This window comes from Variovorax paradoxus (genome assembly GCF_022009635.1).
Lineage (GTDB): Bacteria > Pseudomonadota > Gammaproteobacteria > Burkholderiales > Burkholderiaceae_C > Variovorax.
In genome coordinates this window covers 4,857,501-4,876,215 of the sequence record NZ_CP091716.1, presented here as the reverse complement: position 1 = coordinate 4,876,215, position 18,715 = coordinate 4,857,501, and the positions used below count along the sequence as shown (strand labels likewise).

Here is an 18,715-nt window from a genome sequence, read left to right as displayed (position 1 = left end):
CATGTCCGCACACCCCGTGGCCGATCCGCAGCCGGCGTTGCCCGAACTGCTCGCCCAACTCGACGCCACGCTGGCCGACGACCGCCTGAGCGACGACGAGCGCCGGGTGCTGGTGCACACGCTGCGCGAAGCCTCGCCGCCGGAAGATGGCCTGCGCCAGTTGCGCAACCGCGCCTTCGACCTGGTGCGCGCGCGCACCGCCGACCCGGAGCAGCTGGCCTTGCTGAAATGGCTCGAAGGCGTGGTGCGCGCCATCGACACCGGGCGCTCGCCCGACAACGTGGCGGTGCGCTCGCAGGCCTTCTTCAGCCCCGGCACCGCCTGCCTGCAGGCCATCAACCAGCAATTGCGGGCCGCCAGGCGCTCGGTCGACCTGTGCGTGTTCACGCTGTCGGACGACCGCATCACCGCCGAAGTGCTGGCCGCGCACAGGCGGGGCGTGTCGCTGCGCTTCATCTCCGACAACGACAAGGAGTTCGACCGCGGCAGCGACGTCGGCCAGTTGCGCGCCGCCGGCATCCCGGTCGCCGTGGACCGCACCGATGCCCACATGCATCACAAGTTCGCGATCTTCGACGGTGCGCGGCTGCTCAACGGCAGCTACAACTGGACGCGCAGCGCCTGCGAATTCAACGAGGAGAACCTGGTGCTGAGCAACGACCCGTCCCTGGTGCGCCGCTTCGCGGACGAATTCGACACCTTGTGGAAAGAACTGCAGGCCCCGCGATGACGAGACGCATCGACTACGACTGGGAGCTGCCGCCCGAGATGCGCCAGCGGCTGGGCAGCTCCAGCTACGGCGCGCAGCGCGTCATCCACGAGCAGGAGCATCTGATGCTGATCCTGCACGAGCCGCCCGCCGGCTCGGGCGCCGAGCGCAAGGCCGCCGTGTTCCTGCGCAAGCCCGATGGCGCGTGGCTGCACAAGGGCAACAACCCGGGCGAGAAGGCGTTGTCGAAGCTGCTCGAGAGCTATCGCGCGGCATTGAGCACCTTCGAGATCCGGCACGAGGCGGCCGAGACGGCGCAGGCGCTGTTCCAGGTGCTGGGGCCGCTGATTCCGCTGTCGCGCGCCGCCTCGAACATGCAGGCCGCGCTGCAGGCGGCACGCGAGGCCGCGCCGCAGGACTCGCTGGTCACCGACTTGCGCGACCGCGCCGTCGAGATCGCTCGCGGCCTCGAACTGCTGCTGGCGGACACCCGCATGTCGCTCGACTACCGCCTCGCGCACGCGGCCGAGCAGCAGGCGCGCGCGGCCATGGAAGCGAGCCGTGCGCAGCACAAGCTCAACACCATCGCGGCGCTGACCTTTCCGCTGATGGCGATCGGCGCGGTCTTCGGCATGAACCTGCACAGCGGGGCCGAGAACCTGCCTGCCTGGGTGTACTGGGCGATCTTCGGCGCGGGGCTCTTCATGGGCGTGCTGCTGCGCGGATGGGTGAAGGCGCCGGAGGCAGCGCCGCCAGTCGACCCTGCTTCCCCCGGCATCGCCCGAAAGAAGTAGCCGCCGCCCTGGGCCTTCGCGTTTCGCGAAGGCCTGCTGCCATCACGGCAATTCCGCACGGCGCGATCTGTTCCTAGAGTCGGGTCATACCCACTTGGAGACAGACGCGGACATGAATGCACTCGAAGGCCTGAAGGTGCTGGAGCTGGGCCAGCTGATTGCCGGCCCCTTCGCCGGCAAGACGCTGGCGGAGTTCGGCGCCGACGTGATCAAGGTCGAGCCCGAAGGCGTCGGCGATCCGCTGCGCAAGTGGCGGCTGCTGCGCGACGGCGGCTCGGTCTGGTGGGAAGTGCAGTCGCGCAACAAGCGCTCGGTGTGCCTCGACCTGCGCAGCACCGAGGGGCAGGAAGCCGTGCGTGCGCTGGCGAGCGAGGCCGATGTGCTGATCGAGAACTTCAAGCCCGGCACGCTCGAAGGCTGGGGCCTGGGCTGGGAGCAACTGCATGCGCTGAACCCCCGGCTCATCATGCTGCGCATCTCCGGCTATGGGCAGACGGGGCCGTACCGCGACAAGCCCGGCTTCGGCGTGCTTGGCGAATCGATGGGCGGCCTGCGCTACCTCAGCGGCGAGCCTGGCCGGGTGCCGGTGCGCGTGGGCGTCTCGCTGGGCGACACGCTAGCCGCGCTGCACGGCGTGATCGGCGTGCTCACCGCGCTGCACCACCGCACGGCGCATGGCGGGCAGGGGCAGTTCATCGACGTGGCGCTGTACGAATCGGTGTTCAACGTGATGGAAAGCCTGCTGCCGGAGTACGACGCCTTCGGCGCGGTGCGGGAACGCGCCGGCAGCGCGCTGCCCGGCATCGCGCCGACCAACGCCTACCGCTGCAACGACGGGCATTACGTGCTGGTGGCCGGCAACGGCGACAGCATCTTCCGCCGGCTGATGCGCGCCATCGGCAGGGCGGATCTTGAGGGCGACCCGCAACTCGCCCACAACGACGGGCGCGTGCGGCGGGTGGAAGAGATCGACGCCGCCATCGAGGCGTGGACGCTGCAGCGCAGCCGCGACGAGGTGCTGGCGGCGCTCGACGCAGCCGGCGTGCCGGTCGGCCGCATATACACCGTGGCCGACATCGCGAGCGACCCGCAGTACCTGGCGCGCGGGATGATCGTGGAGTCGCCCACGTCGAACGGCGGCACGCTGAAGGTGCCCGGCGTGGTGCCCAAGCTCAGCGCGACACCGGGGCGTATCGCGCATCCCGCGCCACGGCTGGGCCAGCACAACGGCGACTTGCGTGAAGGCGGCTGGCCTGCGCGCCGCTCGGAAAGCGAGGCCGCATGAAGACCGGCAACGGCACCCGGCTGCACATCAACGAGGTGGCCACGCGCGACGGCTTCCAGATGGAGAGCCGATTCATTCCCACCGACGACAAGGTCGCGCTGATCGACCGGCTGAGCGGGCTGGGCTACGCGAAGATCGAGGTGACATCGTTCACGTCGGCGACGGCGATTCCCGCGCTGCGCGATGGCGAAGAGGTGATGCATCGCATCGCGCGCCGGCCCGGCGTGGTCTACACGGCGCTGGTGCCGAACGTGCGCGGCGCGCAGCGGGCGCTGGAAAGCCGCATCGACGAGTTCAACATCGTGATGTCGGTGAGCGAGACGCACAACCTGTCGAACCTGCGCATGACGCGGGAGCAGTCGTTCGCGCAGCTGGCCGAGGTGCTCGCGCTCGCCGGGCAGGCCGACGTGCCGGTGAACGTGTCGCTGTCCTGCGTGTTCGGCTGCCCGATGGAGGGCGATGTGCCGGTGCTGACGGTGCTCGGCTGGATCGAGCGCTTTGCTGCGCTCGGTGTGCAGGGCGTGACGCTGTGCGATACGACGGGCATGGCCTATCCGACACAGGTGCAGGCTGTCTGCGAGCGGGTCATCGCGGTCTACCCGGCGCTGGACTGGACCGCCCACTTCCACAACACGCGCGGCATGGGCCTGGCGAACACGGTGGCTGCCGTCGAGGCGGGCATCCGCCGGCTCGACATGTCGCTCGGCGGCATCGGCGGCTGCCCCTATGCGCCCGGCGCGACCGGCAATGTCGCGACCGAAGACGTGGTCCACATGCTGCAGTGCATGGGTTACGAGACGGGCATGGACCTGGGCGGGCTCATCGCTGCGTCGGCCGAACTGGCGGTGCTCGTGCAGCACGAACTGCCGAGCCAGGTGTCCCGCGCGGGCCATCGCCTGACGCGGCACGCACCACCCCCGGATTTCAACGACATCGCGGCCAGGGCCGACGCCCGCGCACGGAAGGAGCTTTACCCATGATCGATCACCTGGACCACCTGGTACTGACCACCGCCCACGAAGAAGACTGCATCCGCTTCTACGTCGACGTGATGAGCATGACGCTCGAGAGCTTCGGCGCCGGGCGCAAGGCCTTTCGTTTCGGCAACCAGAAGATCAACCTGCATGTGAAGGGGCACGAGTTCGAGCCCAAGGCGCAACTGCCGACGCCGGGCGCGCTGGACCTGTGCTTCATCGCCAGCATGCCGCTCGAAGCGGTGATCGCGCAGCTCGAGGAAAAGGGCGTGCCGATTCTCGAAGGGCCGGTGATGCGCACGGGCGCCACCTCGCGCATCCGCTCGGTCTATGTGCGCGACCCCGACCTGAACCTGATCGAGATATCGGAACTCGCGGCCTGAAGGCGCGGGTTTCGAAGACAGCAAACAAAAAACCACCGGAGACAAACCATGCAAACCATTCGCCGCCTGCTCGCGGCCGGCCTCGTGCTGGCCGCGTCGGCCGCCAGCGCCGACACCTGGCCTTCCAAACCGATCACCTTCGTCGTGCCCACCGCACCCGCGGGTTCCACCGACATCATGGCGCGGCTGGTTGGCGAGCCGCTTCAGCGTGCGCTGGGCCAGCCCGTGGTGGTCGACAACAAACCCGGCGCCAGCGGCAACATCGGCGCCGAGTTCGTGGCGCGCGCCGCTCCCGACGGCTACACGCTGCTCATGCAGTACTCGGGCTATCACGTCGGCAACCCTTCGCTCTACCCGAATCTCAAGTGGAGCCCGACGAAGGACTTCGTGCCGGTGGCGATGGTGATGCGCGCGCCGCACGTGGTCGCCGTCAGCGGCAAGCTGCCGGTGAAATCGATGAAGGAACTCATCGAGTACGGCAAGAAGAAGGAGGGCGGGCTGTTCTACGCCTCTTCGGGCAATGGCTCGATCCAGCACATCGCGGGCGAGCTGTTGTCGCGGCAGTCGAAGCAGGCCATGACGCACGTGCCGTACAAGGGCTCGGGGCCGGCCATCAACGACCTGATCGCCGGCAATGTCGACATGTTCATCACCACGCCGCCCTCGGTCATCGGGCATTTCGCGACCGGGCGCATCAAGGCGCTGGCGTATACCGGCAGCAAGCGCCATCCGTCGATGCCCGACGTGCCTACATCGGCCGAGGCAGGTTTGCCGGGCTACGAGGTGGAATCGTGGTTCGCGGTGTTCGCGCCCGCGAAGACGCCGCCCGAGGTGGTGGCGAGGCTGAGCGCCGAGATCAAGAAGATCGTGGAGAGCGAGGCCTTCCGCAAGAAGGTCGACGAGCAGGGCGCCTTCGCGACCTACATGGATTCGCCGACGCTCGCGAAATTCGTCGACCAGGAACTGGCAACCTGGTCGAAGGTCATCAAGTCGGCTGACATCAAGCCTGATTGAAGCGGCGCTGGCCCTTTGGCGCGGCTACAGCTTCACGCCGATGATCGACAGGATGATGGCGGAGAGCGTCAGTGCGACCGGCAGCTTCTGCACGACGAGCACATGGGCTCGCATGGCGGAGGCCTGGGTTTGCAGCAAGAGGCTTTGTTCGGAATGGATGCGTGTGGACATTTCAGGCTCCTGGGTGATTGCGGGCTGGATGCATGCGTGGATTCAACGATAGACCTCGTGGCATGCTCCGGCGCGGCGCTTTCGGCGACACGGCGTTTCCGTTTTCGCAACGATCCTTGTCGGGGCTGGCACACGCTGTACTCTCGGCCGCTCGGGTTCCGCGCGGATTGCATCCGGCCAGGCCGCGATGCAAATGAAGCGGCGCGGATTACAGACGAAACACAGACCCCAACCAACGGATGACGAAGAAGAAAGAACCCGCAGCGCGGCCGAAGATGCGCCGCGCCAACCCCGCCGATGCCCCGCCCTGGAAGCTGCTGTTCGCCGCCGACGGCCCGCGCGCGGAGATCGAGAAATACCTCTCGCGCGGCGAGCAGTGGCTCGCGGAAATAGACGGCCTCGTCGTGGGCCAGATGGTGCTGATGCAGACCCGCGTCGACATCTGGGAGGTGATGAACATCGCGGTGAGCGACGAACTGCACGGGCGGGGCGTGGGCACCGCGCTGCTGCGCAAGGCGAAGGCGCTGGCCGCCGAACGGGGCGCGCAGCGGCTTGAGGTGGGCACGGGCAACAGCAGCCTGCGCGAGCTGGCCTTCTACCAACGCTTCGGTTTTCGCATCGTCGGGGTCGATGTGGGTTTCTTCGAACGCCGCTCGAAGAGGGTGCAGAAGCAGGACGGCATCGTGCTGCGCGACATGGTGCGCCTGGCGCTGGAGCTGCCGGCGCCTAGGAGTCCGCGCGGCAGAAGTTTTTCTGCGCCGCTGTGACCCCACGTTGAGTTGTGCGCGCCTCGCAAGCACTCGCGCGGCGCGTTGGCTGTTCTCGAACGACCACAAGGGCGCCTACTCGGCCTGCCGCAGGCGAGCGGCGCGCGGATTCACCCCCGGCCACGGGCCTCATCTGGCCATCAATGCGCTCATGCGCCGCAGGTTCAGCGCCAGACACACGAGCTTGAACTCGGCCTGGACCTTCTTCAATCCCCGCAGGCTGAACTGCCTGAAGCCCAGCACGCTCTTGATCCACCCGTTGGGCGCCTCCACGATCCACTTCCTCTTGCGGTAGGCCGCTCGGCCTTGGGGCGTCTTCAGCCTGGCATCCATCGCTGCGGTGCGCGGGTATTGTTCGGCGTCGATGTCCAGCGCCTGCTTGCCCTCTCGGCCCAGCGCCACGATCAGCTCGCTCGGGCTGTCCTTGAGCTGCTCGAACACGGCCTCCGAGCGGAAGCCCGCATCCGCCAGCACCTGTCGGGCATCCTCGCCCAGGTTGGCCTTCACCGCGGCCAACAGCACCGGCAGGCGGTCGCTGTCGGCGGCGTTGTTGCTGAGTTCCGCTGCCACCACGAGCTGCGCGCTCTCGTCCACCGCCGTGTGGGCGTTGTAGCCATAGTCGTAGCCCCCGCCCGAGCGCTTCATGATCCGACTGTCCGTGTCGGTGAAGCTCTCCTGGGCGCTGTCCTTGGGAACACCGAAGTCGCGCTTGTAGCGCCCGCCCTTGGGCTTGCCGTCCTTGTCGCGGGGTTTGCGTTCGTCGTCGGCGCTGCGCCCGCGGGCCGCATCGGCCTCGCGCTGGCGCTGCTCCAGGCGCAGCTTGGCCTCAGTGATCGCCTTGAGCCGGTCCTCCCGGCGCTTGATCTCCCCGGGAACGTCCAGGTCGGGTTCGTTCTTCTCCAGATCGTCGGCGGCACGCGCTCGGTTGAGCAGGCCGTCGATCTGCGCCTTGAGCTCGCCCTCGGCCTTGACCATCCGGTCATAGCTCATGGCCTTGTGGCGGCTCGCATTCGCCTTGAGCTTGGTGCCGTCCACCGCCACCGTGCCGAGCTTGACCAGGCCGCACTCACGCGCCAGGCGCACCACCTGCACGAACAGCGCCGCCAGCTCCTGCAGGTGCAGCGCCCGGAAGTCCGAGAGCGTGCGGTGCGCCGGGTAGTTCTCCGCGGCCAGCACCCGCAGGGCAACGTCCTCGTGCAGCTTGGCCGCCAGCTTGCGCGAGCTGAAGGTGCCGGTGGCGTAACCGTAAATCAGCACCTTGACCATCATGGCCGGGTGGAACGGCTGGTTGCGCGGCCCGCCCTTGGCATACCGGGCGTGGAAGGCGCTCAGATCCAGGCTGTCGACGCTGTCGCTGATGAAGTACGCCAGATGCCCTTCGGGCAGCCAGTCTTGAAGGGCGTCGGGAAGCAGTCTTTGCTGCTGCGGTTCATAGGGCAGGTAGCTCACGGGCATGCGCCAAATCTATCAAGCCTTCGCGCACTCGTCACGCCTTCTGCCGCGCACGCTCCTAGCCTGCAATGAGCTTCTGAACCAGCTCCGCCGTGGTCGAGGCCGCGTACTTGCGCATCAGCCGTGCCCGGTGCAGCTCGACCGTGCGGTGGCTGATGCCGAGTGCCTTGCCGATTTCCTTCGAGGTCAGTCCGCGCATCACCTGTGCGGCCACTTCGCGTTCGCGTGGCGTCAGTTCGGCCTTCACCGCGCGGCGCGAGCCCAAATCTTCGAAGGTCCAGATGCCGGCTTCGTGCGGCGCCGCGCGGTTCAGCGCGTGGCCCGTCACGTGGCACCAGAAGGTCTCGCCGGCAATGGAGCCGTGCAGGCCGCCCAGCCGCTTCATCATGCGGTTGTCGGCGTAGTGCCCGCTGGCGTTCAGGAATGGCTCCATGCGCTTGCCGATGCGCTCGAACTCGGCCACGCTGGGGTACAGGATGCTGAACGAATGCCCGACCAGTGCGGAGGGCGTTGCGCCAAAAATCTCGCACACGCGCACATTGCAGGCCACGATGGTGCGGTTGCTCGAAACCACCATGCCGACGGGCGCGTGTTCAAAGGCCAGCCGGTAATCGATCTCGGGCATCGGGTGTCACCATTACGAAATACTACGTATGCGGGTAGGTAGTATCGTTCAAGGCTTTCCCACCCACTCTCCATTCATCCATCAAGGAGCCCGAGTGAACAAGATTTATCCCTCCGCGGACGCGGCACTCAAGGGGGTCGTCGCAGACGGGCAGATGCTCGCGGTCGGCGGCTTCGGCCTGTGCGGCATTCCTGAAGCGCTGATCGACGCGCTGAAGGATTCCGGCGTGCAGAACCTCACCGTCGTTTCCAACAACGCGGGCGTCGACGGCTTCGGCCTCGGCAAGCTGCTCGAGACGCGCCAGATCAAGAAAATGATCGCGTCCTACGTCGGCGAGAACAAGGAGTTCGAGCGCCAGTACCTCGCGGGCGAACTGGCCCTCGAATTCACGCCCCAGGGCACGCTGGCCGAGAAGCTGCGCGCCGGCGGCGCGGGCATCCCGGCCTTCTTCACCAAGACCGGCGTCGGCACGCAAGTGGCCGAGGGCAAGGAACTGCGCGAGTTCGGCGGCGAGACCTACGTCATGGAACATTCGCTGGTGCCCGACGTGGCGCTGGTGAAGGCCGACGTGGCCGACAAGTCGGGCAACCTGCGTTTCCGCCTGACGGCGCGCAACTTCAACCCGGCCGCGGCCATGGCCGGCAAGATCTGCATCGTCGAGGTCGAGAAGATCGTGGAAGTGGGCGAACTGGCCCCCGACGACATCCACCTGCCGGGCATCTACGTGCACCGCATCGTGCTCAACGCCAACCCCGAGAAGCGCATCGAGAAGCGCACCGTGAGCGCCGCCGCGCCGGTGGACGCAGCGGCCGCCAAGGTCGAGGCCCAGACCGTCATCGCGCAGGCGGCAGCCGGCAGCGAAGTGCCCGTGCCCACCGTGCCCGCCAACAAGAAAGAAGGAGCCTGAGATGCCCTGGACCCAAGACCAGATGGCGGCCCGTGCCGCCCAAGAACTCGAGGACGGCTTCTACGTCAACCTCGGCATCGGCATCCCTACGCTCGTGGCCAACCACACCGGCACCAAGGAAGTGTGGCTGCAGAGCGAGAACGGCATGCTCGGCATCGGCCCGTTCCCGACCGAAGAGAACGTCGACGCCGACCTGATCAACGCCGGCAAGCAGACCGTGACCACGCTGCCCGGCTCGGCCATCTTCGGCAGCCATGACAGCTTCGCGATGATCCGCGGCGGCAAGATCAACCTGTCGATCCTGGGCGCCATGCAGGTCAGCACCAAGGGCGATCTGGCCAACTGGATGATCCCCGGCAAGATGGTCAAGGGCATGGGCGGCGCGATGGACCTCGTGGCCGGCGTGAAGCGCGTGATCGTGCTGATGGAACATGTCGCCAAGAAGAAGGACGGCACCGAGGACCTGAAGATCCTCGAGAAGTGCACCCTGCCGCTGACCGGCGTGGGCGTGGTCGACCGCATCATCACCGACCTGGCCGTGATGGACGTGGTGCCCGAAGGCCTGAAGGTCGTCGAGCTGGCGCCGGGCGTCACCTTCGACGCGCTGCAGGCCAAGACGGGCGCCAAGCTGATCCAGTAAGGCGACTGGCGCAACGACGACAAGGGCAGGGCAGCGAAAGCGGGCCCTGCCTTTTTGCATTGGAGAACCGAAATGAATGCGAGCGAAGCTCTGGCCGGCATCTGGCGGCACGCGGGCCTGCCCGAGGAAGCCTTGTCTTTTGCGCGGCTCACCGGCGCCGATCCGGTGCTGCCGTCGTCCTTCGCGGTCGGCACCGCGGCGCAGAGCACCGTCGCGGCGGCGGCGCTGGCCGCCTGCGAGCTGGGGCACCTGCGCGGCACCGGGCGGCAGCAGGTCGGTGTCGACATGCTGCACGCGGCGCTGGAATGCATCGGCTGGTTCAGCCTCGACGGACAGGTACCGGATCAATGGGATGCGTTCTCGGGGCTCTATCGCTGCGTCGACGGATGGGTGCGCGTGCATGCGAATTTCGCGCATCACCGCGACGGCGCGCTGCGGCTGATGAAGCTCGATCCGGCAACGGCCACGCGCGCTGATGCCGAGGCCGTCATGGCCACTTGGCGCGCCCGCGAGTTCGAGGACGCGGCTGCCGCAGCAGGGCTGGTCGCGACGGCACTGCGGCGCTTCGACGAGTGGGACGCCACGCCGCAAGGGCAGGCTGTCGCGGCGCAGCCCCTTTTCACCATCGAGCGCATCGGCGACGCGCCGCCGCTCGTGCTGGCGCCGCTGCGCGAAGACCAGCGGCCGCTGTCTGGCCTGCGCGTGCTCGACCTGACGCGCGTGCTGGCCGGTCCGGTGGGCGGACGCGCGCTCGCGGCCTACGGCGCCGACGTGATGCTCGTGAATTCACCGCAGTTGCCGAACATCGCCGCGATCGCCGATACCAGCCGCGGCAAGCTGTCGGCGCATGCCGACCTGCGGACCGAAGAAGGCCGGGCGGCGCTTCAACGGCTGGTTGCCGATGCGCATGTATTCGTTCAGGGCTATCGGCCGGGCGGGATCGAGTCCCTGGGCTTCGGACCGGCGGCGTTGGCAGAGCAGCGACCGGGCATCGTGTGCGTGTCGCTGAGCGCTTACGGCACGCAGGGGCCATGGGCGAGCCGGCGGGGTTTCGATTCGCTGGTGCAGACCGCGATGGGGTTCAACCACGCCGAAGGCGAGGCCGCCGGGGACGGCAAGCCGAAGCCGCTGCCCATGCAGATCCTCGACGAGGCGACCGGTTACCTGATCGCTTTCGGCGCCGCCGCGGCGCTGTGGCGGCAGCAGCGCGAAGGCGGCAGCTGGCATGTGCGGGTGTCGCTGGCGCAGACGGGGCATTGGCTGCGCGGCCTGGGGCGTGTGCCAGGAGGGCTTTCCATCGCCAAGCCCAGCCTTGCGCCCTACATCGAGACCACCGCCTCGGGCTTCGGCGAACTGGCGGCGTTGCGCCATAGCGCGATGCTTCAGCGAACGCCCGCCGCGTGGCCGCGTCCCTCGATGCCACCGGGCAGCCATGTGGCGCTCTGGCCGGCTGTCATGGAATGAGTGCGAAACTGGGTGCATGGCCTATCTCGATATCGACAACCTTCAATCCGTTTTCCTCGACGATGACGCACTCGGCGCGCGTCATCTGCATCGTCAGCCCTGCGGCTTGCTGAACATCACGAGCGGCCGGATCGTGGCGTGTGACCCCCTGGTGCAGCCCGAGCGCGAAGCGTTCGTGCGCGGCGTGAACCGGCGTGGCGCGTTCCCCGTCGAGGTGCTGCACGACAAGGGCCGCCATGCGCTGGCGGTGCTCTGGCTGAGCGAACGCGCTGGGCACCGGGTGTCCGATCTGCGTTGGGAACCGGCGCTTCTCGAAGGGCAATCGCTGGAGGGGCTCGGAGACGACGAGTTTTTCGGCTACCCCGTCGATGCCGGCGTGGGCTGCTTCATGGATGCCGATGCCGCAAAGGCCATGGCCGAGCGCGAGGCGCGCGAATCCGAAAAGTCTGCCCATTTCAACTACTACGACGACGTGCTCGCGGAGGAACTGGGCTCGGCCGACATCGCCGACCATTACCCGCAGGGGGCCGGCACTGCGAACAACATCCTGATCTTCAGCTCGGGCTGGGGCGACGGCAGCTACCCGAGTTTCTGGGCGCTCGATGCGGCCGGCGAGCCCGTGGCGTTGGTGACCGACTTCATGACGATGACCGGCGGCGATGCGCGCGACGAGAACGACAAGCGCGGCGATGCCTACAAGGCCAGCCTGTCGCCGGAGAAGCTGGCGGCCCTCGACGCGCTGGGCGCGGCGGCCGTGGCAGGCGACTCGTCTCTCGTCCGGTCGTTGCTCGACGAAGGGCTCGCAGGCGCCAACGAGATCATTCCGTCGCTGGGCGAAACCGCCATCACCAGCACCATCCGCACGAACCAGCTCGAAGCGTTGCGCGTGCTGCTGGGCTCGATGCCATCGCTGCCGATGCCGCCGCTGTTCTATACCGGGGACGAGGAAGAAAGCTACCTTGTCTACGCGCGCCGGCTCAAGAAACCGCGCGTGCCGGGGCTGATGGAACTGCTCGAAAACTCCGAAGCCGCCGCCGCAACTGCCGCCGAACCGGCTGCGGGCAAGAGCCTCTGGAAGCGCCTGTTCTCCTGAGCCGTCAGGCGCCCAGCGCGGCGCGGACCTTGTCGCCCAGTCCACGCAGTCGCTCCACGGGTTCGTTGGAGAAGACGAAGCGCAGGTACTGCGCGCCATGCGTCTCGCCCCAGCCCTGCATCGCCGTGGCGCAGACGCGCGACTTCAACAGCCGCTCGGACAGCGTTTGCCCGTCGATGCCGAAGTCGCTGGTGCGCAGCAGCAGCGACCAGCCGCCGGCCGGAACGCCGACCGGCAGGCCCTTCAACTCGTCGAGCACCGTGTCGCGCCGGCGCTCCAGTTCGCTCACATAGGGCGCGAGCGTGCGTGGCGATTGCTCCAGCGCCGTCGCCACCGCATCCTGTGCGATGCCCACCGGCACCACCACGTTCGCGAGCGACACGGCCACGAGGTCGGGCATGTAGCTCTCGGGCGCGACGGTCCAGCCCACGCGCCAGCCGATCATGCGCAGTTCCTTGGCCGACGAACCGACGGTGATGGTGCGCTCGGCCATGCCCGGCAGGCCGGCGGGGTGGATCACCTTGCGGCCGTCGTAGAGCAGCCGTTCCATGGCCGTGTCGAGGATCAGCGTCAGGTCGTGCCGCACGCACAGGGCGGCGATTGCGCGCCAGTCTTCCTCGTCGAAGTAGCCACCGGTGGGCATCGAGGGCGACATCAGCAGCATCGCTCGTACGCGCGGGCCAACGGCGGCCTTAAGGGCGTCGCGGTCCAGCTTCCATTCGCCACCGGGGGTGAAGCGGAAGGGCACGTACTTCGGTGTGCCGCCGGCGAGGCGGATGCGGTTGAGCAGCCCGGCGTACGTCGGGTCGGTCACCAGCACCTCGTCGCCGACCTCGACGGTGGCCAGCAGCGCATTCAGGATGCCGGAGAGCCCGCCGGCCGAGATCACGCAGTTGCGCGCGCCGCTGTACGCCACGCCCGACAGCGCCGACACATGCCGCGCCGCCACGTCGCGCAACCGCGACTGGCCGACGAAAGGCAGGTAGCTGTTGTCCGCATCCTCGGAAGCCGCGCGCACGGTGCGCGCGACGGCCTCGGGGTCGGGCGGGATGTCGACGTCCAGGTTCTCCAGGCGCAGGAACGGCGGCCCGTCGGCGTCGTCGGCGATGGCGCCCATGCGGTCCACGCCGATGCCGGCGATGTGGGTCAGGCGGGCGGGGCGATGGCGTGGCATTCCGGTCTCCTCGTTGCTCGTGGCGGGGAGCGCCAGCATGGCACGAAACCTGTCGTCAGCCCACCGAGGCGGCCGGGCTGTCGAGAAGCAGTTGGTCGCGGTGCGCCTCGGCGGTCTGCCACAGGAATTCCCAAGTCGCCTGCATCCGCACCAGGTGCTTGGTCTCCGCCGGCATCGACATCCAGAAGGTCCGCGTGAAGTTCGCCTGCCCGGGCAGTACGGGTTGCAGCGCGCTGTCTTTCTCGGCGATGAAGGCGGGCAGCACCGCGATGCCCGCGCTGGCCGCCACCGCGCTGTGCTGCGCGAGCACACTGGTGCTGCGCAGTGCGAAGCTGTCGGGGCGGTGGAGTTCGTCGAGGTATTGCAACTCCTTGCTGAACAGCAGGTCGTCCACGTAGCTGATGAAGGTGTGGCCGCGCAGGTCTTCGCGCGTCTTGATCGGCTTGTGCGCCGAGAGATATTGCTTCGATGCGTAGAGCCGCAGCGTGTAGTCGGTGAGCTTGGTGACGACCACCGGGCCGCGCGCGGGCCGTTCGAGCGAGATGACGATGTCGGCCTCGCGCCGCGACAGGTGCACCAGCCGCGGCATGGCCAGCAGGTCGATGGTCAGGCGCGGGTGCTGCACCGCGAACAGCGCGAGCCGCGGCGCCAGCACCACGGTGCCGAAGCCCTCGGTCGCGCCGATGCGCACCAGCCCCGACAGGCCTTCCTGCGAGGCCGGCGCGGTGCTTTCCACCGCCTGGAAGGCGCTCTCCATCGCCTCGACCTGCGGCTGCAGCCGCCGGCCCGCCTCGGTGAGCCGGTGGCCGCCTGCCTCACGCGAGAAAAGCGGGGCGCCGACTTCCTTTTCGAGCGCCTGGATGCGGCGCGCCACGGTGGTGTGGTCGACCTCGAGCCGGCGCGCTGCGCTCATGAGCGTGCCCGAGCGCGCGAGCTCCAGGAAATAGCGAAGGTTGTCCCAGTCCATGTGCTTGCCTGCCCTCCGGTTGCGGCTCTGCAAATTTGCAAAGCCGTGGCGCATATTTGTCTATTGTCATGGCAAATCTGCAAAGCTAGGATGTCGCTCTGCACCGGCCGGGCCGGCACCGAATTCACAGGATCACAGGAGACAAAACCCCCATGGACGCCACCACCACCCCGTCGACCCAGGTCGCCACCGTCAAGCTGCTGATCGGCGGCAAGCTGGTCGAATCGAAGACCACCGAATGGCGCGACGTCGTCAACCCGGCCACGCAGCAGGTGCTGGCCCGCGTGCCCTTCGCGACCCCGGCCGAGCTGGACGCCGCAGTGGCCTCCGCCAAGGAAGCCTTCAAGACGTGGCGCAAGACGCCCATCGGCACCCGTGCCCGCATCTTCCTGAAGCTGCAGCAACTCATTCGCGAGAACATGGGCGAGTTGGCCGCCATCCTCACCGCCGAGCAGGGCAAGACGCTGCCGGACGCCGAGGGCGACGTGTTCCGCGGGCTCGAAGTGGTCGAGCATGCGTCGAACATCGGCAACCTGCAGCTCGGCGAACTGGCCAACAACGTGGCCAACGGTGTCGACACCTACACGCTGCTGCAGCCGCTGGGCGTGTGCGCCGGCATCACGCCGTTCAACTTCCCGGCCATGATCCCGCTGTGGATGTTCCCGATGGCGATCGTCACCGGCAACACCTTCGTGCTGAAGCCCTCCGAGCAGGACCCTATGGTCACCATGCGCCTGTGCGAACTGGCGCTCGAAGCCGGCATTCCGCCCGGCGTGCTGAACGTGGTGCATGGCGGCGAAGCCATCGTCAACGGCATCTGCGACCACAAGGACATCAAGGCGATCAGCTTCGTCGGCTCGACCAAGGTCGGCACGCACGTCTACAACCGCGCCACGCTGGCCGGCAAGCGCGCGCAATGCATGATGGGCGCGAAGAACCACGCCATCGTCATGCCCGACGCCAACAAGGAGCAGACGCTCAACGCGCTGGCCGGCGCGAGCTTCGGCGCTGCCGGTCAGCGCTGCATGGCGGTGTCGGTGGCGGTGCTGGTGGGCGAGGCGCGCAACTGGGTGCCCGAACTCATCGAAAAGGCGAAGACGCTGAAGATCGGCGCGGGCACCGAGAAGGGCGTGGACGTGGGACCGCTGGTCTCGTGCGCCGCCTACGACCGCGTGAATGGGCTGATCGAACGCGGCGAGGCCGATGGCGCCAAGCTGGTGCTCGACGGCCGCAAGCCCACCGTGCCCGGCTACGAGAAGGGCAACTTCGTCGGCCCGACGATCTTCACCGGCGTGAAGCCCGGCATGACCATCTACGAGCAGGAAGTGTTCGGCCCGGTGCTGTGCATCGCCGACGCCGAGACCATCGACGAGGCCATCGACCTGATCAACAGCAACCCGAACGGCAACGGCACGGCGATCTTCACGCAGTCGGGCGCCGCGGCGCGCCGCTTCCAGGAAGACATCGACGTGGGCCAGGTCGGCATCAACGTGCCGATCCCGGTGCCGGTGCCGATGTTCTCGTTCACCGGTTCGCGCGCTTCCAAGCTCGGCGACCTGGGCCCGTACGGCAAGCAGGTCATCATGTTCTACACGCAGACCAAGACGGTGACTGCGCGCTGGTTCGACGACAGCACCGTCTCGCACGGCGTCAACACCACGATCAGTCTTAAATGAGGCACGGGCTTCGTGTCGCGGCCTGGGGCGCGGTGGCGGCGGTTGCGTTGATTGCCGGTGCGGCTCAAGCGGCCGGCTATGACGAGCCGCTCGACTGCAATCCCAACGGAAACCAGCAGCAGATGAACGACTGCGCGGTGCGCGACTTTCGCGCGGCCGATGCCGCGCTCAACATCCGGTATGGCGAGGTGATGAAGACGCTTTCGCCCCAGATGCGCGTCGCGCTGCGCAACGAGCAGCGGGTGTGGCTCAAGGGGCGCGACCCCGGTTGCAAGCGTGCTTCGAGGGCGAACGAAGGCGGTTCAATCTGGCCGCTGGTGTTCAACTCATGCCTGGAGAAATCGACCCGAAAACGGACCGCCGAACTGGACCGCTGGAAGGGGCGCGAACAATGAACTTCGAACTGTCTGAAGAACAGAACGCCTTTGCGCAGACCGCGCGCGACTTTGCGCAGGCCGAGTTCGCGCCGCATGCGGCGCAGTGGGACGCGGAAGCCTTCTTCCCGAAAGAGGCCATTGCCAAGGCTGGCGAGCTGGGCTTCTGCGGCCTGTATGCACCCGAGCGCATCGGCGGCCTGGGCCTGCCGCGGCTCGATTCCGCGCTGGTGTTTGAGGAGATGGCCGCGGTCGATCCGTCGACCACGGCCTTCATCACGATCCACAACATGGCGACGTGGATGCTCGGCACCTGGGCGACCGACGCGGTGGCGCAGCAATGGGGCGAAGAGCTGACGAGCGGGCGCAAGCTCGCGTCGTATTGCCTCACCGAACCGGGCGCCGGCTCGGACGCCGGCTCGCTGAAGACGCGCGCGGAGTTGCAGGGCGCCGAATATGTCATCAACGGCGGCAAGGCTTTCATTTCGGGCGCCGGCTCGACCGACGTGCTGGTGCTGATGGCCCGCACGGGCGGCGCAGGCGCGAGCGGCATCTCTGCCTTTGCGGTGCCGGCCGACGCGCCGGGCATCAGCTACGGCAAGAAGGAGCACAAGATGGGCTGGAACAGCCAGCCCACGCGCACCATCAACTTCGACAACGTGCGCATTCCGGCGCAGAACCTGCTGGGCAAGGAGGGCGAGGGCTTTCGCATTGCCATGAAGGGGCTGGACGGCGGGCGCATCAACATCGCGACCTGCTCGGTGGGCGCGGCGCAGGGCGCGCTCGACGCGGCGCGGCGCTATCTGCACGAGCGCCAGCAGTTCGGCAAGCCGCTCGCGAGCTTCCAGGCACTCCAGTTCAAGCTGGCCGACATGGCGACGGAACTGGTCGCCGCGCGGCAGATGGTGCGGCTGGCGGCATCGAAGCTCGACGCGGGGCATGCCGACGCGAGCACCTATTGCGCGATGGCAAAGCGCTTCGCGACCGATGCGGGATTCAACGTCTGCAACGACGCGCTGCAACTGCACGGCGGCTACGGCTATTTGAGCGAATTCCCGCTGGAGCGCCTGGTGCGCGACGCGCGAGTGCACCAGATCCTCGAAGGCACGAACGAGATCATGCGCGTGATCGTTGCGCGAAAATTGCTGGAGGGCGACAGCGATATCCGCTGAGCGCGCAACATCCAGGACCTGAAAAAACAATGACCGACAACGTAGTTCTCTTCGACGAAATCAAGACCGCCGGCGGCCAGCGCTTTGCCGTGGCCACGCTCAATGCGCCGGCGTCGCTCAATGCGCTGTCCGTGGACATGGTGCGCCTGCTGACGCCCAAGCTGCGCGAATGGGCACAGGACGCCGGAGTCGTCGGCGTGCTGCTGCAGGCGGCGGGCGAAAAGGCCTTCTGCGCCGGCGGCGATCTGCGCCAGCTCTATCAGACGCTGCTGGACTGCGGCCCCGCGCGCAACACCTACGCCGAGGACTTCTTCCGCGAGGAGTACGAGCTCGACTACCTGATCCACACCTTCCCCAAGCCCTTCCTGTGCTGGGGCCACGGCATCGTGATGGGCGGTGGCGTCGGCCTGCTGGCGGGCGCGTCGCACCGGGTGATGACGCTGCAAAGCCGCATTGCCATGCCAGAGATCAACATCGGCCTCTACCCCGACGTGGGCGGCAGCTGGTTCCTGCGCCGCACGCCGGGCCGCACGGGGTTGTTCCTGGCGCTCACCGCCGCGAACATCAACGCTGCCGACACCATCTTCTGCGGACTGGCCGACGTGCTGGTGCCGCAGGAACGCAAGGGCGATGTGATCGAGGCAATCGCTTCGACCCAGTGGGCTGGCGAGGGCAAGGCCGACCGCGCGACGCTGTCGCGCATTCTTGCCAAGGCGGGCGAGGGCGCGGAAATGCCCGCATCGAAGGTGCGTGAGCACTACGACACCATCAACGCGCTGATGGCAGGTGAAGACTTGCTCGACATTGCGAAGCGCCTGCGCGAACTGCAGAGCGACGATGCCTGGCTGCAGACTGCCGCCAAGACTTTCACCAAGGGCGCGCCCAGCTCGGCGGCCCTGAGCTTCGAGCTGTGGCAGCGCGTACACCGCATGTCGCTGGCCGAGGTGTTCCGGCTCGAGTATTGGGCGTCGCTGGGCTTTTGCGCGAACAAGGATTTTGCGGAGGGCATCCGTGCCGTGCTGGTCGACAAGGACCGCAATCCGCGCTGGAACCCGGCCACGCTCGAAGAAATCA

Annotated in this window: 20 protein-coding genes (1 of these 20 running past the window's edge); 15 read left to right on the top strand and 5 right to left on the bottom strand. The window is 67.5% G+C overall.

Going from position 1 to position 18,715, the window contains the following annotated elements; all coding sequences use genetic code 11:
- Position 1: 1 nt before the first annotated feature.
- The 6 genes from L3V85_RS22495 to L3V85_RS22470 all read left to right on the top strand — a co-directional run bounded on the left by L3V85_RS22495 (position 2) and on the right by L3V85_RS22470 (position 5,159).
- The gene (locus tag L3V85_RS22495) at positions 2-730 is read left to right on the top strand and encodes a phospholipase D-like domain-containing protein (RefSeq protein WP_237674917.1); all 729 of its coding nucleotides are present in this window, start codon (positions 2-4) and stop codon (positions 728-730) included.
- A complete protein-coding gene (locus L3V85_RS22490) occupies positions 727-1,503 on the top strand; it encodes a hypothetical protein (RefSeq protein WP_237674916.1) in 777 nt (258 codons plus the stop codon). Before L3V85_RS22495 ends, L3V85_RS22490 begins: the two co-directional genes overlap by 4 nt.
- Before the next feature lie 112 nt (positions 1,504-1,615).
- The gene (locus tag L3V85_RS22485; RefSeq protein ID WP_237674915.1) at positions 1,616-2,788 is read left to right on the top strand and encodes a CaiB/BaiF CoA transferase family protein; all 1,173 of its coding nucleotides are present in this window, start codon (positions 1,616-1,618) and stop codon (positions 2,786-2,788) included.
- Positions 2,785-3,768 carry a hydroxymethylglutaryl-CoA lyase gene (locus tag L3V85_RS22480; protein ID WP_237674914.1) on the top strand — a complete coding sequence of 328 codons (984 nt, stop codon included), beginning with the start codon at positions 2,785-2,787 and terminating at the stop codon, positions 3,766-3,768. The genes L3V85_RS22485 and L3V85_RS22480 overlap by 4 nt, the downstream gene beginning before the upstream one ends.
- Complete coding sequence (locus L3V85_RS22475) at positions 3,765-4,145, top strand: VOC family protein (protein WP_237674913.1); 381 nt, start codon at positions 3,765-3,767, stop codon at positions 4,143-4,145. Before L3V85_RS22480 ends, L3V85_RS22475 begins: the two co-directional genes overlap by 4 nt.
- 48 nt (positions 4,146-4,193) lie before the next feature.
- On the top strand, positions 4,194-5,159 hold the full coding sequence (locus L3V85_RS22470) for a Bug family tripartite tricarboxylate transporter substrate binding protein (protein ID WP_237674912.1): 966 nt from the start codon (positions 4,194-4,196) through the stop codon (positions 5,157-5,159).
- Between the two features lie 24 nt (positions 5,160-5,183).
- Here L3V85_RS22470 and L3V85_RS22465 read toward each other — a convergent pair whose 3' ends face one another.
- Positions 5,184-5,330: a hypothetical protein gene (locus L3V85_RS22465; RefSeq protein ID WP_237674911.1), complete on the bottom strand. Its 147-nt coding sequence runs from the start codon at positions 5,328-5,330 to the stop codon at positions 5,184-5,186.
- Positions 5,331-5,569: 239 nt separating this feature from the next.
- On the opposite strand from L3V85_RS22465, the gene L3V85_RS22460 reads away from it, so the two are divergent.
- Positions 5,570-6,097, top strand: a complete 528-nt coding sequence (locus L3V85_RS22460) for a GNAT family N-acetyltransferase (protein ID WP_237674910.1) — start codon at positions 5,570-5,572, stop codon at positions 6,095-6,097.
- A gap of 129 nt (positions 6,098-6,226) precedes the next feature.
- Here L3V85_RS22460 and L3V85_RS22455 read toward each other — a convergent pair whose 3' ends face one another.
- Positions 6,227-7,552 carry an IS1182 family transposase gene (locus L3V85_RS22455; protein WP_237674909.1) on the bottom strand — a complete coding sequence of 442 codons (1,326 nt, stop codon included), beginning with the start codon at positions 7,550-7,552 and terminating at the stop codon, positions 6,227-6,229.
- Positions 7,553-7,607: 55 nt separating this feature from the next.
- Complete coding sequence (locus L3V85_RS22450; protein WP_237674908.1) at positions 7,608-8,174, bottom strand: LuxR C-terminal-related transcriptional regulator; 567 nt, start codon at positions 8,172-8,174, stop codon at positions 7,608-7,610.
- 94 nt (positions 8,175-8,268) lie between these two features.
- On the opposite strand from L3V85_RS22450, the gene L3V85_RS22445 reads away from it, so the two are divergent.
- From L3V85_RS22445 to L3V85_RS22430, 4 genes are all read left to right on the top strand, one after another.
- The gene (locus L3V85_RS22445) at positions 8,269-9,081 is read left to right on the top strand and encodes a CoA transferase subunit A (protein WP_237674907.1); all 813 of its coding nucleotides are present in this window, start codon (positions 8,269-8,271) and stop codon (positions 9,079-9,081) included.
- Position 9,082: 1 nt separating this feature from the next.
- Positions 9,083-9,721 carry a 3-oxoacid CoA-transferase subunit B gene (locus L3V85_RS22440; RefSeq protein ID WP_237674906.1) on the top strand — a complete coding sequence of 213 codons (639 nt, stop codon included), beginning with the start codon at positions 9,083-9,085 and terminating at the stop codon, positions 9,719-9,721.
- A gap of 72 nt (positions 9,722-9,793) precedes the next feature.
- Positions 9,794-11,185, top strand: a complete 1,392-nt coding sequence (locus L3V85_RS22435) for a CoA transferase (protein WP_237674905.1) — start codon at positions 9,794-9,796, stop codon at positions 11,183-11,185.
- Between the two features lie 16 nt (positions 11,186-11,201).
- Positions 11,202-12,278, top strand: coding sequence for a DUF4241 domain-containing protein (locus L3V85_RS22430; RefSeq protein WP_237674904.1), 1,077 nt, complete (start codon positions 11,202-11,204; stop codon positions 12,276-12,278).
- A gap of 4 nt (positions 12,279-12,282) precedes the next feature.
- On the opposite strand, the gene L3V85_RS22425 is transcribed toward L3V85_RS22430, so the two are convergent.
- Both L3V85_RS22425 and L3V85_RS22420 read right to left on the bottom strand, forming a co-directional pair.
- A complete protein-coding gene (locus L3V85_RS22425; protein WP_237674903.1) occupies positions 12,283-13,452 on the bottom strand; it encodes a pyridoxal phosphate-dependent aminotransferase in 1,170 nt (389 codons plus the stop codon).
- Positions 13,453-13,507: 55 nt separating this feature from the next.
- Positions 13,508-14,419: a LysR family transcriptional regulator gene (locus tag L3V85_RS22420; RefSeq protein WP_237674902.1), complete on the bottom strand. Its 912-nt coding sequence runs from the start codon at positions 14,417-14,419 to the stop codon at positions 13,508-13,510.
- A gap of 152 nt (positions 14,420-14,571) precedes the next feature.
- On the opposite strand from L3V85_RS22420, the gene L3V85_RS22415 reads away from it, so the two are divergent.
- The 4 genes in view from L3V85_RS22415 to L3V85_RS22400 are tightly spaced (at most 32 nt apart) and all read left to right on the top strand, a layout consistent with a single transcriptional unit that may run on beyond the window.
- A complete protein-coding gene (locus L3V85_RS22415; protein WP_237674901.1) occupies positions 14,572-16,095 on the top strand; it encodes a CoA-acylating methylmalonate-semialdehyde dehydrogenase in 1,524 nt (507 codons plus the stop codon).
- A 32-nt stretch (positions 16,096-16,127) separates the two neighbouring features.
- The gene (locus L3V85_RS22410) at positions 16,128-16,490 is read left to right on the top strand and encodes a lysozyme inhibitor LprI family protein (protein ID WP_237674900.1); all 363 of its coding nucleotides are present in this window, start codon (positions 16,128-16,130) and stop codon (positions 16,488-16,490) included.
- Positions 16,487-17,641: an acyl-CoA dehydrogenase family protein gene (locus L3V85_RS22405; RefSeq protein WP_237674899.1), complete on the top strand. Its 1,155-nt coding sequence runs from the start codon at positions 16,487-16,489 to the stop codon at positions 17,639-17,641. Before L3V85_RS22410 ends, L3V85_RS22405 begins: the two co-directional genes overlap by 4 nt.
- Positions 17,642-17,670: 29 nt before the next feature.
- On the top strand, positions 17,671-18,715 hold the 5' portion of the coding sequence (locus tag L3V85_RS22400; protein ID WP_237674898.1) for an enoyl-CoA hydratase/isomerase family protein. 71 nt of this gene lie beyond the right edge of the window; the window shows 1,045 of its 1,116 coding nt (coding positions 1-1,045); it begins with the start codon at positions 17,671-17,673; the stop codon falls past the right edge of the window.